A 15,763-nucleotide genomic window follows, 5' to 3' on the forward strand; every position below is an offset into this window, starting at 1 on the left:
CGTGGCTTTAATATCTTTACGACAACTTTTGGATTACGCGGCGGAACACAGCTTTGCCGTGCCGGCTTTCAACATCAGCAACATGGAGCAAGTGCAGGCCATCATGCAGGCGGCCGATGCTTGTGACAGCCCGGTAATCATGCAAGGTTCGGCTGGGGCTAATCGCTATGCCGGCGAAGTGTTTCTGCGGCATTTGATCTTGGCTGCCGTCGAGCAATATCCGCATATTCCGGTGGTGATGCACCGCGATCACGCGCCATCGCCGGACATTTGCGCCCAGGCTATTCAATCAGGATTTAGCTCGGTGATGATGGATGGCTCTTTACTGGAGGACATGAAAACCCCGGCGTCTTTTGCCTATAACGTCGAGGTGACCCGCCGCGTGGTCAATATGGCGCATGCCTGTGGCGTGTCGGTGGAAGGGGAGATCGGTTGCCTGGGTTCGTTGGAAAATCAGCAAGATGCGGATCACAGCCGCTTGCTGACCGACCCCGACGAGGCGGTGGAATTTGTCAAGCAAACCCAAATCGATGCGTTGGCGGTGGCCATAGGCACCAGTCATGGCGCGTATAAATGTAGCAAGCCGCCGACGGGTGAAGTGTTGGTAATCAGCCGCTTAAAAACCTTGCAACAGCGTCTGCCGAATATGCATTTTGTGATGCACGGCTCCAGTTCGGTGCCGCAAGACTGGCTGCAAGTCATCAACGAACACGGCGGCAATATTCCGGAAACCTATGGCGTGCCGGTGGCGGAAATTGTGGAAGGCATTAAATACGGGGTACGCAAAGTCAATATCGATACCGACTTGCGCATGGCTTCCACCGGCGCGATTCGCCGCTTTGTCGCCCAACCGGAACATGCCGCGGAATTGGATGCTCGCAAGATTTACCAAGCCGCCAGAGATGCGATGCAGGCGCTTTGCCAGGCGCGTTACGAAGCATTCGGTTCGGCTGGACATGCCGGCAAGATTCAAGTGGTGCCATTAAGCCGGATGGCGAAAAGCTATTGTTGAGATAGGCAAACGCCGAGCGGATTTTTTGCAAAGGTGCCTATGATGTTCTGAGCATCGAATGCCGTGCTTGCCTATCCTGCGGGCTTGTCGTTGGCAATTCCGTAAAGCCCAACTGGGCAGTTCCGACAGAAATCCCGCCTTAACCTCCGCTATTTTCATTCGATGTAAGACTAAAAAAATAATTATCTTAATAATGCTACAATTCGCGGCCGATTAGGTTTGTCCGAAAGTGAGTCCTTTATTTTTTATCCGTGAGAACGGGAACGGGCTACAGCGTAGTCATTAGGAGGAAATGTGAGAGTTTTGGCTATTGTGTTAATTGCATCGCTGGTATGCGTGATGGGTGCTTGCAGCAAGGCGAATCAGATCAATGCCCGGAGTTTACAGACTGCGCAGAAGTCGGTTTTTTACATCAAAGAACATTTACCGGAAGCCGAACGTATGCCGTTTGAGGTTTCCTATTGGTTATTGCGCGAGCAAATCAAGAATAACGATGAGTTCTTGCAACTCATCGACGGTAAGACTTCAAAAGAGTTGATCGATCTGGGCAAGGAAAATTTTACGAAGCGAAAAGCGGCCGGCGACAAGGAATATGCCCGTTACGAGAATTGGGAGCAGATGATTGCTAAGTCTGCGCAACAACGCAACGCTCAAGAAACCGCCGACAGCGCCGATCCGCGCGACAAAAAGGATTACCCCCGCGTCGACTACAAAATGCACGCGATGTAACTCACGCATTTATGCGTCTGCTACTGGTCGAGGACGATCCGGCCTTTGCTTTGCCGCTGGCGGCTGATTTGCGCGGCGCCGGCTACGTCGTCGATACCGCAACCGACGGTGCGCAGGGCGAGTTCCTGGGTGCGACTGAGCCCTACGATGCCGCGATTCTCGACTTGGGCTTGCCCAAGCTGGCCGGCCTGGAAGTACTGAAATGCTGGCGCGACGCCGGCAACCATATGCCGGTGATTGTCCTGACCGCCCGCGATGCGTGGCACGAAAAAGTCGACGGCTTTAAAGCCGGTGCCGACGACTATGTCTGCAAGCCCTTCCACTCCCAAGAATTGCTGGCCCGCTTGCAGGCGGTGCTGAAGCGAGTGCACCATTTCAACCAAGCCAAACTAAAGCTGTTCGGCGTCGAACTGGACGAAGACGAACAAACCGCCATGGTTGACGGCGGCGAAGCTCAACCGCTGACGGCCATCGAATTCAGGCTGTTACGCTATTTCATGCTGAATGCCGGGAAGGTGTTAAGCAAGGCGCAACTGGGAGAACACGTCTACAGCGAATCCACAGAACCCGACAGCAACGTGCTGGAAGTCTATGTCAAACGCCTGCGTAAGATTGTCGGCGCCGATTTGATTCATACTCGGCGCGGCCAGGGCTATCTGTTCGGTCTCAAGCCGTGATGTCCTTACGCAAGCGCCTGGGCCGCGGCCTGATCGCGGTGCTGGGGGCGATTTTTATCCTGCACTGGATCGCTGCCGACTGGATCATCCGCAGCGCCGCCGAAAAGCAAATGGCTAACCGTCTGGCCGACGACGGTTACTCGCTGCTGGAGTCTCTGGCCTACAGCGACGCCGACCAAGTTGCTTTCAATAGTTTCCATATCAGTTCGGTCTACAACCGCCGGTTATCCGGCCACTATTACTTAGTCAAGGTCGATGCCCAGGCCTACCCGTCGCCGTCTTTACTGGATTTTCCGTTGGCGGTCGAGGCCGTCGGGCCGGAGCAATCGATGCTGTACCATGCGGCCGGGCCCGAGCAAACGCCGCTGTTGGTCTTGACCTTGGGCGCGGTCCGTTTCGGGCATCGCATCAACATCAGCGTGGCCGAAGACCTGTCGGCGGTCGACCACGACATTACCGCCATTCGCGTTGCCTATTTGAGTTTGACCTTGCTGATATTGTTCAGCGCCATCGGCTTGCTGCGCTGGGACATCCAGCGCGCGCTACGTCCGCTGGCCATGGTACGCGCCGAACTGGAGCAGGTGGCCGGCGGCGGCAGGCAACATATCGGCAGCGAGGTGCCGGCCGAAGTCCAGCCGCTGGTCGAGGAAATCAACCATTTGCTGGAATTGGTGGTGCGCCGCTTGCAACAGTCGCGCACCGCGATGGGTAATTTGGCGCACGCGCTGAAATCGCCGATGGCGCTATTGTTAAGAACCGGCGAAGACCCGCATTTCGATAGCCGGCCTGACTTGCGGTCGCGCTTGGATGAGCAAAGCCAAGCCATCCGCCATTGCATCGAACGCGAGTTAAAACGGGCGCGGATCGCCGGCGACCAGCAGGCGGCGCCGGGCTTCAACCCGCATGGCGAAATCATCGCCTTGAAAAAGACCCTGCGCGCCATTTACGCCGACAAGCCGCTGGACATTCAAGTCACCGCACCCAAACAACTGCTGCATTTCGACCGGGAAGACTTGATGGAAGTCCTCGGCAATCTGCTGGATAACGCCTGCAAATGGGCGAAGCAGCGGATTGATGTCGAATTGGCGCTGGAAGGCGGGGTGGTGATTCGGGTCGCCGACGACGGCCCCGGTTGTCAAAGCGAAGATCTGGCCTACCTGACTCAACGCGGCCGGCGCCTGGATGAGTCGGTGCAGGGCCATGGCCTGGGTCTTGGTATCGTGTCGGACATCGTCAACACCTACCATGGCGCAATATATTTTGGCCGCAGTAAGGTTCTGGGCGGCTTTTTGGTAACGGTGAGTTTGCCGTTGCATCGCTAAAACCGGATTTAAAGCGCCGGGATTTTCAGTTTCGATTCAGCAGGCTTGGTTACATTGCGCCCCGGCATTCAGTTTCGGCCTGCCGGGGTTTGGATGCGCAATTAATCAATATTCAATCCGAAGTGAATCATATGCCCAAACAACATGGATTATTGCCGGCTTTGCTAGCGGGTCTGATGGCCGGGAGCGTGGCGGCGGTCGAACCCGAAGCCCATTCGCCTTCAGCCGAGAATGCCGTCGACACGCTGACTAGCGTCGAAGTCGAAGAAAGCGTCGAGAAAGCCGCGACCTTTTCCGGTTCGACCTCGGTGATCGACAAGCAAACCTTGGAGCGCGACCAAGTCTTTACCGTCAATGAAGCCTTGCGCAAGGCGCCCGGGGTGTATGTGCGCGACGAGGAAGGCTTTGGCCTGCGGCCGAATATCGCCTTTCGCGGCCAAAACCCGTTCCGTTCCACCAAGGTGTTGTTCCTGGAAGATGGTATCCCGTTCAACTTCGCGCCCTACGGCGACAACGACATCTACTACCATCCGCCGATTGAGCGCTACGACGGCATCGAGATTTACAAGGGTGCCGATTTGACTCAATTCGGCCCGCAAACCATCAACGGTGCGGTCAATTATCTGACCCCCAAAGTGCCGACCACTCCCGGCGGTTTCGTCAGCTTTACCGGTGGCAACCGCGATTACCTGAACGGTCACGCCCGTTACGGTGGCATGGCCAAGAACGTCCAGGGCCTGGATGCCATCGGCGGTGTAGTCGATTACATCCACAAGGAAGGCATGGAAAACCGCGACAATACCTTTGCCGTGGTGGACGACGCCAACTTAAAAAGCATCATCGACTTCGACGCCCGTAATCGCTTGACGCTGCGCGGCGATTTCTACCACCAGGACGAACAAGGTGCGGCCTTCGGTTTGACCGATGCCGAATACCGCAATCTCGGCGCGCGTTACAATCCGGACAAAAACGCCAATTTTACCAACGACCGCTGGTCAACCTCGGCCACCTACGAGCACAGTTTTAATAACGACGTGACGTTGGAAACCAGTTTTTACTGGTCGGCGTACGAGCGCAACTGGTGGCGACAGCAGAATGAATTTCCGACCGAGAACCAGTGCGTTGGGCGAGGCATCCCCACTTATGTGCAAGACCGGGAGAACGGTTTTCCGGTCGATATGGATTTGTGTAATTACAACTCCGGCCGGTTGCGTAACTACGAAACCTGGGGCGTGGCGCCGACCTTGCATGCCAAACACGATTTGTTCGGCATCGAAAGCCAATTGGACGCCGGTTTTCGAGCGCATTTCGAGAATCAATATCGGCGCATGATTCGCGGCAGTACCGCGGATGCACGCGACGCCAGCAATCCCAACGGCGGCAATTACGGTCAACTGACCGAGAATAACGAACGCTTTGTCGACGCCTATTCCGGCTTTGTGCAGAACAAATTCATCTGGAACGATTGGACCTTCACGCCGGGCGTGCGCGTCGAATCGGTCAGCTATGAGCGCAAGAATTTGCTGAACGGCACGCAAGGCCAAAGCAGCCTGGCCGAAATCCTGCCGTCGTTCGCGATGACGTATGCGCCCATCGATAGCGCCGAGCTGTTTTTCGGCATTCACCGCGGTTTCGCGCCGCCCCGAGTGGAGGACGCGGTTTACAACGATACCGGCGGTTCGGCCGAAGTCGGCGCCGAGATCAGTTGGAACACCGAGTTCGGCGTCCGGGCCAGACCGGTGCGCGGCGTCAAAACCGAGCTGACCTATTTCCACAACGACTTCGATTCCTTAACTGTACTGGGCACGGTCGGCGGCGGCACCGTACCGGTCGCGCAAGGCAAGGCCTTGTATGAAGGCATTGAACTTATGGCGCGGGCCGACTTCGGCGATGTGTTCGACTGGACCCATAATCCTTATGCGCAGATTGCCTACATGTGGCTGCCGACCGCCGAGACCACTGCGGCCTTCCGCTGCGTGCCGTTGTCCAGCGGCGCCTATCCGGCGAGTTGCCCCGGCGGCCATGTGTTCGGTTCCGCGCCCGGCAAGCGCGCGCCGTATGCGCCGGAAAGCCTGTTGACCGCGACCTTGGGCTATTCGCATCCGACCGGTTTCGATGCCCACTTGGAAGCAGCCTTCGTCAGCGAGCAATACGCCGATTTTCTGAATCTGGACAGCGGCGTCGACCATCCCAACGGCCCGACCAGCAGCGCGGCTTTGGGTGGCAGCTACGGCAAGATCAACGACTATGTGGTGGTCAACTTCGCCAGCTCCTACAAGGTGCGCAAGGACTTGACCCTGTTCGTGTCGCTGAAAAACATGCTGGACAACACCTACATCACCGACCGGGTGCGCGGTATTCAGTCGGGCATGTCGCGTCTGGTGCAGGCAGGGTTTAAGTACGAGTTTTGAGAGGCAGGGTTTTTTATTTTAATTTGGTTATGAAATATTTTTAATTCGTCTTATTTCTGCTACGATGGCGGCGTTTCTATAAAAATTCCTCAACCTTGCCGCTATCGGAGACAGAAGCATGACGCAACAATTATTACGACGGTTTTTAGTTGTAATGCTGGCGTCTGTGTCAGCTGTGCAGGCGCACCCGTTGCATTGGGCCGAAGAATCGGTCGGTTTTGGCAGCGGTTTGCTCCATCCTTTTTCCAGTTCCGATCACATCTTGACGATGCTCGCGGTAGGCATGTGGATTTGCCGGACAGGTAGCGGCAAATCGTTTGTTTGGCAGGTGTTATTGTTCTTGTGCATGTTGTTGCTGGGCGGCGGTTTGACCCTGATCCCGTTGGAGATTGCCCACGCTGAAACGCTGATGTATGCGAGCGTGCTGGTTTTGGGTTTGCTGTTGGCGTCGGGACGCAAATTGCACTGGGTTTTTTCGTTGCTGCTGATTGCTGCCGTCGCGGTGTTTCACGGTTATGTGCACGCTTTGGCTATTTGGCTGGATGTTGAAGCGCTGGGCTATACGGCCGGCTTCGCTTTGGCGACTTCAAGTCTATTGGCAATCGGCGTTGCCGTAAACCTGGGTATCTTGATGTCACTGGCTAAGCTGGCCGGCCGGATGCCCCAATAAATAGCCACGCCAAGCACTCGAAAATAATTTCAACCACAGGAGTCGCCCGCTCAGTAGCGTTTAATCTCAGATCAGGACAATTTGCTTTACCCGTTACATTTCATTTTAACTAAGAGGAAACACATGACATTAAAGAAAATTTTTATCGCATCAACTCTGCTGGTTTCGATTCTGGGCTTTTCCAGCGTGACATACGCAAAAGAAGTCCACAAAACCGTGCCAGAGGTGTTGAAAGAAGTGGATGCGCATATGCAAGCCGCTTTGGATGCGATTCCGTCCGCTGATTCGACAAAAATAGCCACGTTGATCAAGGAAGCGTCACAAAGCGCCAGCGAACTTAGCGCCAACTATAAATTCGAATTCGAACGCGACAAAGTAGTTTTGAAATTGAAAAAAGCCAGAGAATTGGCTAAAAAGTCGGATTTTGCTGCGGCAGAACAAGAACTTAAAGAAGCCAGAGAAGGCTTTGCCGGTCTGACAAAATTCCAGTAATGGCATTTTGACAACACAAATACTTCATGTATGCAGTTTGGGCAGCTTAGGCTGCCCTTTTTTTTTGCGCGGAAGAAAATACCGGAAGTCGCCGCCGACTGGGTCGGCGTGGACAATTTAAGAGGCCGGAAAAAATAGCGCGATGAAGAAATAACGGGTCGTTTTACACAGGGATAGGCAAGAAAATGAACGTCAAAAAACGCCGATACCTCCCACTGTTATTCGAGTGTGCCAACTTCGATGACGGCAGAAGTTGGCTTTTACCGTTGGTTAGAAAGCCTGGTTGGCAAAGGGGTTGAGACTGGGGCGTTGAACCACGTTAAAGCCAAATTCGGTGGCTTGGTGGCAGGCGTTGCAACCAGCGGTGAGCTTATCGTAATTGGCAATAAACTCAGCTTTGTTTTTGGCGTTTATCGCTTGTTCCAGCGCTGTGAGTGGCTGGTCGACATATTGGGCGATCAATTCCGGAATCGCTTGTTTGATCTGCTTATGCGTGGGGTGGTACTTACCGGCATCTTCCATCCCTTCGTGCAGTTCGTCGATTTCATAGGCCGCCAGTGCCCAGTTTTCGGCCTGACCGGCAAACCATAATTTGGCGTGGCGAGTGGCGGTTTGCGCCATGATTTCACCCAGGCCTGGTACGAAACCGGCGTCGGCGTGCTGTTCATCGTGGTGGTGATGGGAGGCACAGGCGGTTAGCGATAACACGCAAGCGGCCAGTATGGTCGATTTAAATCGGATTGGTGTCATAGGGGGTTCCTTTGCAAGACAGAGTGAAAGCAGGGTATTGACTACCGACGGTCGCGACATACGCGGCGCGCCGGCATCTTTTCGTTCGGCCCCTAGCATGTGGTTACGGCAGGCAGGCCCGTTGTGGTCGGAGCGACGAAATCGGGGTTAACGCGGTGTATGAGCTGGATTGGGCTTTAGCCAGCGCGGCACTAAGTAGGCCGCCAGTGCTATCAATCCGCCCAGCAACCCCACCAAAATCCATAGGCTATTGCCGCTAGTGGCCGTTGGTTCCACAAGCAAGCCAACGGTCAGCGGCATGTGAAGCGCGCTGATCTCCGGTGGCGTATGCAAGTCGTCGTCCTTGACGAACAGCACGGCTTGGTATTTACCCGGCGTTTTAAAATCCACTGTCGTCGTCAATACGCCTTGCTTAACCACGGCCATCGGTAATTCGGCTATGGATTGGCCGTCTTCGCGTAGTATTTTCAATGCCACCGGCTTCTTGCGTACATCCAGATCCAGCAAATCGATCGCAATCTGAGTTTTGCCGACGTGCGGCAGATCGACGCATTCGGCCTGAGGTACGGATTTGTCGTCCTTGGCACGATTAGGATCGATCTGGTAGGCGGCAAAATTGACCACGTAATAGTCATTGGTCAGCATGCAACCGTAAAGATCGTAGCTGCCGTTGGCGCCTTTGCGGTTACCGCCCAGCGGCACCGATGCCATAGCCAGTTGCAAGCCGGTCGTGAACAACAATAAAGCAGCGGAAAGTCGGCTGATACGAATCATGGTTTGGCCTCCCCGGGCGCCGATTCGGCGACGATGGAAAATTTGGAAACCCCGCTGACGATTAGCCCGTCTTCGGTAATCACCCGGTAGCGGGTGGCGTAATCGCCGGGCGGCAATGTTTGGGTGGTGGCGGTTAGCCGATGGCGTTCGCCGAGGACTAGGCGGGCATCGCCGTTGTCCACCCGCTTGCCTTGGGCATCGACGACGACGACCGAAGGTGAACGCTCGCCGACGTTACCACTGAACCAGAATTTCACCGTGCCGTCGAAACCGGTCACTTCGGCGTTATTTTTGGGGTCGGACTTTAACAGCACGCCTTCGGCAAGGCTAATTGGGCTGGCCAATGCCAGCAACACCGGGATGAATGGATTTAAAAGCTTACGCATGGAGTTTCCTTAGGGCAGGCCGAAGAAACCGGCGATGAACAGTACCAGCGGATCGGATAAGGGGTGAAAGAAGCCCAAGGTTATCGCCGCCAGACTAATGACGAAAACCCGGGTCCAGGTCGTCAGATCCAAATCCTGTTTGCGCCAGAGCAAATGAAATGCCAGCCAACTTAATAACCAGACGCCGATAGCCAGGGTTTCCTTGCCCGTATACGAGCCTATGCTGCCGTCCGGACCCTTGCCTTGCGAACCCGGAATCCAATAGCCGAAGCTATGCACTAACTTGTCCAGGCCGGGCGACAATCGCGAAATATGGTGGCTGACCATCAAGGTCAAAAATGCCAATAATAGGGCTAGGCTGGCCGCTACCACCGGCCCGGAATAGAGGGGCTCGTTATTGGAATCGGTTTGGTTTTGATTATGTATCACGCGGGTCACCGTCAAACAAAGCGCAGTTTGGCCAGTACCAAGCCAACCACGAAGCCGATCATCAGAAAACTCCATGACACCAGGATTGTGATGCCGACGAAGCGGGTCAGGTCGCGGCGCATTTGGATCGATAGGCCGTAGTAGTACAGTGTCGCGGTTGCCAATAGCATCAGCGGAAACGGGAATAGCGAGACGAATTCCTTGAATTCCATCAGCACGTTATGAATTGCCGGCACATGAGCCAATATCCAGTCGCGCGGACCGTCCTGTCCGCGGTAGCGCATATAGATCCAGTTGCCGCTAATCGCGCCGGCCAGATTTAGCAGGGTGGCGGCCAGCAGCCAGTGGCGCAACGATTCAAGTCTGACGTGCATGCCTTTTATCAACGGAATGGCACGATGGGTAAGATAGGTGCCGACCACGACAGCGAGGATAGCGCTCACGCCATGCACGCCGGCCTTCAGGCTATAGTCGCTCGGATACCAAAAGTCGGAAGCTGTTAATATCAACAGCAGTGTTAAGGCAATACCGACTTGGCTGCGAATGACGAGTTTGCTGAAGTTGTCGTGTATGTAATGTCCGGCGGACATGAAAAATGCCTCTTGTTGTTTTAATCGCGCCGGCAGTGCGGCGGGTATCTATATCGGCGTAAACGCCAGTGAATCAGGGCTTTGCGTTATAATCGGCGATCCCATAACAATAACGACAGGAGCCGACTTTGGAACGTTTTACCATTTCTCTCAACGACGATTTGGCCGCCGAATTCGATCAATGGATTGCAGCGCGCGGCTACTCCAACCGTTCCGAAGCTGTACGCGATTTATTGCGCAAGGAAATCGAAACCAAGCGCCTAAGCAAGGATGAAGCCATCTACAGCATCGCCACGCTGTCCTATGTCTACAATCATCATGAACGCAATTTAGCCGAACGCCTAACCAGCCTGCAACACAACGCCCACGACCTGGTCGTGTCGTCCATGCATGTGCATCTCGATCACGACGACTGCATGGAAACCTTGTTCCTGCGCGGCATGACTCAACGAATTCGGTCGCTGGCAGACAACATGTCCGCCGAAACCGGTGTGCGCCACGCATCGCTAAACTTGGTGCCGGTGAAAATGGCAATGTCGCATCACCAGCATGGTCACCACGATCATGCTCACAGCCACTTTCATCCGCGTACTTGAAGGCCCGAGTTAGCGGCACGAGCAGTTTGTTGGTGAAGATAATAAGATATTTTATTAAATCTTCATAATTTTAAAAAATGTGACTTCTATCGTATGATGGTTTTCCGTTTTGTCCTACGTGGCGCATAGATCGAGCTTTAAGACCGATAAACCCAGATAAATCTCATGCAATTTCAGTTTCAAACCAAGCTAACAGAGTCAGCCCGCAGCCGTTTATGGCTTGCGTCGTGCCTGGCTTTGGCGTTTGGGTTGATATTTCCGTTGCTCAATAATTCTGGCGGTTTGGACAATATCGGTTGGAATAATGGCTTTAGTCATCCCTTGGGGGGCTGGGATCACCTGCTGACCATGTTGGCGGTGGGGATCTGGGCCGCGCAATTACGCGGTCAAGCGATCTGGATGTTGCCGTTGGCTTTTGTCGGCGTGATGAGCTTGGGCGGATTGGCCGGCGCGGCCGGGCTGACGATTCCCAGTGTCGAAGGCATCATCCTATTGTCTTGCGCGGTGTTTGCCGTGCTAATTACCCGCAAAATTCGTTTCAGCGCTAAGGTCAACGTCTTTATCGTCGCCTTTTTCGCGTTTTTCCACGGCTTTGCCCATGGCCAGGAAATATCTACGTCGGCTAGTTTGTTGTCTTACACGCTGGGCTTTATGCTGGCGACGCTGTTGCTGCACGGCGCCGGGATACTGGTGGCTAAATTGGTGGTGTTGACCGTTACCTGCTTGCTGACTTTGTTATTCTCGCAAGCCGCGATGGCCAGAGCCGCTGACGCCATGGTCAGCGACACCGGCAACATTACAACGCTAAATCAGAATACCAGTTCAACAGCGTTGAGCAACTGGACGGACTTATTCAATACCGGAGCGTTGGCCGAGCGGCCTGATTTTGAGCGGCAAGTAGCTGCGATGGGGCTGGATGATGCGGTTTCGGGCGGTCAAGCATTGGGTAGTCCGGCCGGATATTCGGCGACAAAGGCTTGCGCTACGGACGGTCAAACCCTTGGGCTCAGTGCTTCATTGAGCGCTTATTTGCAGAATCTGTCGGTGCTGTTCAAGGCTATCGTCGATTTCGATGGTCTGGCAGCACTGGGCAACTTACACTTCAGGCAGCTGTTTCCGGACATCAATCATACGCCGGGTACGCATTTGTCCAGCAGTGGCGTCGGTCGCACATCGCCGCCTGCCTATTCGAATTTCTTTGTTGTAAGCACCTCTTTTACTCTTCGCAAGTCCCCGGTTTCCACTGTTGAAGCGCCCCGTCTTCAACCGATTTTCGCCAGCACTCTCCTCGGCGATTTTAATACCCAATCATTTAACGAGTTACAGCCCGACGCTTTAGCGGCTGTGGTTTCCAGCAAGCAGTTTTCGCTCCCCGAGCCAGCGCTTTGCTCGGCACGTTTATTCCTCCCGGTTCATTCTCGCGCTGTCGGCGTTCAACGGCTCATAGCGCGCGGTTTAGAAAATTCGACCGATTTCGGTCCAGGCAATACCCCAAAAACAATAACAACTAAAACAATAACGCACATCGAGGAAGACCTTATGCAACACCCTGCCGGCGCTTCGCGTCACCCATCGCCTTTACTAAATACCTCCCGGAGCTGAGATGAAATCCTGCAATACCTATTTCAAAAAGAAGCACCTGGTCATCGGCCTGGAAATTATTTTAGGTCTGGCCTGTGCGGATCTGAACGCCGCACCAAATGCCGACGCGGAATCTGTCGAACAAACGGCGCAAGAGACCTCGCAACAGAGCACAAAGAAAGTCAAAACCGCTAAGTCAGAAGAACTGGAAGCGGTGCAAGTGGAAGAAGACGGCCGCGGCAAGAATCTGATCGGTATTGCGCCGTCGGCTTCGCAAGGCGAAGTCAGCCAGAAGCAATTTGAGTACCGGCCGTTCTCGCGTAACGGCGAATTGGTCGAAGTAGTACCCGGCGCCATCGCCACCCAGCACAGCGGCTCGGGTAAGGCCAACCAATACTTCCTGCGCGGCTTTAACCTGGACCACGGTACCGATTTCACGACTTATGTCGACGGCATCCCGATGAATATGACTACCCACGCCCACGGCCAAGGTTATATGGACATCAACAGCATCATTCCCGAGTTGGTGAAAAAAGTGGAATACGGCAAGGGCCCGTATTACGCGGAAGTGGGGGACTTCTCGGCGGCCGGTTACGCCAAAATGTTCAGTATGGACAAGTTGGATAAAGGCATTGCCAAATTTACCGCCGGTTCGTTTGATTACTACCGAACGCTGGTGGCCAACTCCAACAAGCTCGGCGATGGCGATTTGCTGTATGCCGGCGAATTCAATCTCTACAACGGCGTCTGGGAAGTGCCGGAAGATTCGAAAAAATTCAACGGCCAGTTGCGCTACACGCTGGATCGCGGCGACTGGGGCATGGCGATTAACGGCAAGGCTTACACCAATAGCTGGACCGCCACCAACCAGATTCCGCAAGCCTCAATAGATAGCGGCGCCATCGGACTGTACGGCAGCATGGACCCGACCGACGGCGGCGAGACCAACCGCTATAGCGCTTCGGCTAGCTTCTGGAACCAGGGCGGTAACTGGAAAAACGACGCGAATATCTACGCGGTCTACACCGATTTGAATTTGTTCTCCAATTTCAGCGGCTTTACCCGCGGCGGCGACGGCGACCAGATTTTGCAAACCGAACGCCGCGTGCAAACTGGCGGTCATTTCGAACACACCCGCTATAACAAGCTGTTCGGCTTTGAAATGGACAACAGCATTGGCCTGCAATTTCGTAATGACCAGATCATGGACTTGGGTCTATACGAAACCACAGCCCGGCAGATCGTCAATACCGTCAGCAAGAGCAATGTTGGTGTGACCACCGTGGGTACTTATTTCAAAAATACTACCCACTGGCACGATAAAGTCCGCACCATCGCCGGTTTGCGCGGCGATTTCATTAATAATGACGTCGAAGTGCTGGCCAGCGGCAGTGGCACGGCTGAGACCAACGCCGCTAACTCCGGCAGTCGCGGCAAAGCCATGATCAGCCCGAAATTGAGTCTGGTGGTCGGTCCCTGGTACAACACCGAATACTTCGCGAATATCGGTTACGGCTATCACTCCAACGACGCGCGTGGCACCACGCTGCAAGTGCATCCGGTCACCGGCACCGAGTTTGACCCCGATGGCAATGCGGTTAGTCCGCGCATCCGCCCGGCGGCCTGGTCGCGCGGCGGCGAAGTGGGTGCGCGTACCAATATCATCCCCGGTTTGAACAGCACCTTTGCCTTGTGGTGGTTGCAATCCAGTGAGGAGCTGGTGTTCGTCGGCGATGCCGGAACGACCGAAGTGAATGGTAAATCGCAACGCTACGGTATCGAGTTTACCAATTACTACAAACCCACCGAATGGCTGACGCTGGATGCCGACTATGCCTTGACCACGGCGCAATTCAACAAAGCACCGGATGGTGCGACCAATAAGTACATCCCCAATTCCGTGGGCCGGGTCATTAGTGCCGGTGCCCTGATCGAAGCCCCCAACGGTCTGTTCGGCACCTTGCGTTTCCGCCACTTCGGCAGCGTGCCGCTGGATGAATCCGGCGCGGTTTGGGCCGGCGATACCAACATCGTCAACTTGGGTGCGGGTTATAAGCAAAAGCAATACAAATTCGAGGTCGACATCTTCAATATTCTCGGTTCACAAAGCAACGATATTGCCTACAACTATGAATATAACTATCCAAACGGCGTTTCTGGCGCCGGCCTGATGAAACATCCGGTCGAGCCACGTATGGTGCGTGGCACCATCACGGTCAATTTTTAAGGATAGCCTGATGAAATTTGCTTCAACCCACTGGGCTATCAGCTTGATTGCAGTGTTGTTAACGCTGCAATCCGCCGGGGTTTATGCGCATCCACCCGGTCTAAGTTCGCTGGATGTAACGATCAACCCCGCGCAACTCGATGCCAAGGTGACTTTTGCCTTACAAGACATCGAAGCCTTTGCGCCGATGGATGCCGATTTGGACGCGGAGGTGACCGAAGCCGAGCGCGAAGCGGCCAAGCCGGCTATTGCCAAACTATTGGCCGAGCAACTGCGCGTGAATATCGATAGCCATGATGCTCTGCCCAGCGAACCAGGACAGGTCAGCTTTGACGATCAAAATAATGCGCGGGTGGAACTGCACTATCCGGGAGCTGTGCAAACCGCTTTGTTGGTACAGTCGAAGTTTTTGGCTTTGCTGCCCGACGGCCATCAGCAGTATTTGACGGTCAGGGACGCCAACGGCAAAGCGCTCAGCGAAAAAATGCTGGGCAAACACGACGATCAAATCAGTTTACCAATCGCCAACGCCGTGGCCGCGGAGTCCCCCCAAGCTCCGTTTGCGGCGTTCGGCGATTTTTTTAAGCTGGGTATCGAGCATATTCTCACCGGTTACGATCATTTGCTGTTTTTGTTCGCACTGTTGGCGGTCACTCACAGCTTTTGGCCGGCCTTAAAAATCATCACGTTTTTTACCGTTGCCCATTCCATCACGCTGGCTTGCGCCGGGCTTAATCTGATTGAACTGCCGAGCAGTTTCGTGGAGCCGTTTATTGCCGCGACGATTATCTATGTGGGGGTAGAAAACATCATCCGCGGCGACCATCCCAAAGGGCGGCATTGGCTGACTTTCGGATTTGGCTTGATCCACGGTTTTGGGTTTGCCGGGGTTTTGCAGGAAATGGATATTTCGTCCGGCGATACCGGGAGTTTGTTGCCCTTATTGTCGTTCAACTTGGGCATAGAAACCGGGCAAATCGCCGTCGCGGCTATCGTGTTGCCGATGATCTGGTGGCTAAATAATAAGATAGAGACGGCCGAGAAGTTTTTGAAAGCCGGTTCGATTGCGGTCAGTTTGATGGGCGCATTCTGGTTGGTGGAGAGAACCATGCTGTAA

Annotated in this window: 16 protein-coding genes; 11 read left to right on the forward strand and 5 right to left on the reverse strand. The window is 54.4% G+C overall.

The window, feature by feature from the left end; translation table 11 throughout:
* Position 1 precedes the first annotated feature (1 nt).
* The 7 genes from fba to CWO84_RS20365 all read left to right on the forward strand — a co-directional run bounded on the left by fba (position 2) and on the right by CWO84_RS20365 (position 7,313).
* Positions 2 to 1,012, forward strand: a complete 1,011-nt coding sequence (fba, locus tag CWO84_RS20335; RefSeq protein WP_101054819.1) for a class II fructose-bisphosphate aldolase — start codon at positions 2 to 4, stop codon at positions 1,010 to 1,012.
* A 294-nt stretch (positions 1,013 to 1,306) separates the two neighbouring features.
* Positions 1,307 to 1,741 carry a hypothetical protein gene (locus CWO84_RS20340; RefSeq protein ID WP_033155594.1) on the forward strand — a complete coding sequence of 145 codons (435 nt, stop codon included), beginning with the start codon at positions 1,307 to 1,309 and terminating at the stop codon, positions 1,739 to 1,741.
* An 11-nt stretch (positions 1,742 to 1,752) separates the two neighbouring features.
* A complete protein-coding gene (locus CWO84_RS20345; RefSeq protein ID WP_101054822.1) occupies positions 1,753 to 2,418 on the forward strand; it encodes a response regulator transcription factor in 666 nt (221 codons plus the stop codon).
* Positions 2,418 to 3,740 (forward strand): sensor histidine kinase, encoded by a 1,323-nt coding sequence (locus CWO84_RS20350; protein ID WP_240618106.1) that lies wholly within the window; start codon positions 2,418 to 2,420, stop codon positions 3,738 to 3,740. The genes CWO84_RS20345 and CWO84_RS20350 overlap by 1 nt, the downstream gene beginning before the upstream one ends.
* A 131-nt stretch (positions 3,741 to 3,871) precedes the next feature.
* Positions 3,872 to 6,151, forward strand: coding sequence for a TonB-dependent receptor (locus tag CWO84_RS20355; RefSeq protein WP_101055057.1), 2,280 nt, complete (start codon positions 3,872 to 3,874; stop codon positions 6,149 to 6,151).
* 118 nt (positions 6,152 to 6,269) lie between these two features.
* Positions 6,270 to 6,821: a HupE/UreJ family protein gene (locus tag CWO84_RS20360; protein WP_051669675.1), complete on the forward strand. Its 552-nt coding sequence runs from the start codon at positions 6,270 to 6,272 to the stop codon at positions 6,819 to 6,821.
* A 123-nt stretch (positions 6,822 to 6,944) separates the two neighbouring features.
* Complete coding sequence (locus tag CWO84_RS20365; RefSeq protein ID WP_033155591.1) at positions 6,945 to 7,313, forward strand: hypothetical protein; 369 nt, start codon at positions 6,945 to 6,947, stop codon at positions 7,311 to 7,313.
* A 270-nt stretch (positions 7,314 to 7,583) separates the two neighbouring features.
* Here CWO84_RS20365 and CWO84_RS20370 read toward each other — a convergent pair whose 3' ends face one another.
* The 5 genes from CWO84_RS20370 to CWO84_RS20390 all read right to left on the reverse strand — a co-directional run bounded on the left by CWO84_RS20370 (position 7,584) and on the right by CWO84_RS20390 (position 10,242).
* Positions 7,584 to 8,063, reverse strand: coding sequence for a hypothetical protein (locus CWO84_RS20370; RefSeq protein WP_033155590.1), 480 nt, complete (start codon positions 8,061 to 8,063; stop codon positions 7,584 to 7,586).
* A gap of 147 nt (positions 8,064 to 8,210) precedes the next feature.
* Positions 8,211 to 8,837, reverse strand: a complete 627-nt coding sequence (locus CWO84_RS20375; protein WP_033155589.1) for a hypothetical protein — start codon at positions 8,835 to 8,837, stop codon at positions 8,211 to 8,213.
* The gene (locus CWO84_RS20380; RefSeq protein WP_033155588.1) at positions 8,834 to 9,223 is read right to left on the reverse strand and encodes a copper resistance CopC family protein; all 390 of its coding nucleotides are present in this window, start codon (positions 9,221 to 9,223) and stop codon (positions 8,834 to 8,836) included. The genes CWO84_RS20375 and CWO84_RS20380 overlap by 4 nt, the downstream gene beginning before the upstream one ends.
* A 9-nt stretch (positions 9,224 to 9,232) precedes the next feature.
* Positions 9,233 to 9,652 (reverse strand): hypothetical protein, encoded by a 420-nt coding sequence (locus CWO84_RS20385; RefSeq protein WP_033155796.1) that lies wholly within the window; start codon positions 9,650 to 9,652, stop codon positions 9,233 to 9,235.
* An 11-nt stretch (positions 9,653 to 9,663) separates the two neighbouring features.
* A complete protein-coding gene (locus CWO84_RS20390) occupies positions 9,664 to 10,242 on the reverse strand; it encodes a hypothetical protein (protein WP_033155587.1) in 579 nt (192 codons plus the stop codon).
* Between the two features lie 128 nt (positions 10,243 to 10,370).
* Here CWO84_RS20390 and nikR point away from each other — a divergent pair, with 128 nt between their 5' ends.
* The 4 genes from nikR (at position 10,371) to CWO84_RS20410 (ending at position 15,763) form a co-directional block, all read left to right on the forward strand.
* Complete coding sequence (gene nikR / locus CWO84_RS20395) at positions 10,371 to 10,838, forward strand: nickel-responsive transcriptional regulator NikR (RefSeq protein ID WP_101054828.1); 468 nt, start codon at positions 10,371 to 10,373, stop codon at positions 10,836 to 10,838.
* A gap of 165 nt (positions 10,839 to 11,003) precedes the next feature.
* On the forward strand, positions 11,004 to 12,440 hold the full coding sequence (locus CWO84_RS20400; protein WP_101054831.1) for a HupE/UreJ family protein: 1,437 nt from the start codon (positions 11,004 to 11,006) through the stop codon (positions 12,438 to 12,440).
* A gap of 1 nt (position 12,441) precedes the next feature.
* Positions 12,442 to 14,646 carry a TonB-dependent receptor plug domain-containing protein gene (locus CWO84_RS20405; protein ID WP_101054834.1) on the forward strand — a complete coding sequence of 735 codons (2,205 nt, stop codon included), beginning with the start codon at positions 12,442 to 12,444 and terminating at the stop codon, positions 14,644 to 14,646.
* Positions 14,647 to 14,656: 10 nt separating this feature from the next.
* On the forward strand, positions 14,657 to 15,763 hold the full coding sequence (locus CWO84_RS20410) for a HupE/UreJ family protein (protein WP_101054837.1): 1,107 nt from the start codon (positions 14,657 to 14,659) through the stop codon (positions 15,761 to 15,763).

Origin of the sequence: Methylomonas sp. Kb3 (assembly GCF_002834115.1) — a bacterium.
GTDB lineage: Bacteria > Pseudomonadota > Gammaproteobacteria > Methylococcales > Methylomonadaceae > Methylomonas > Methylomonas defluvii.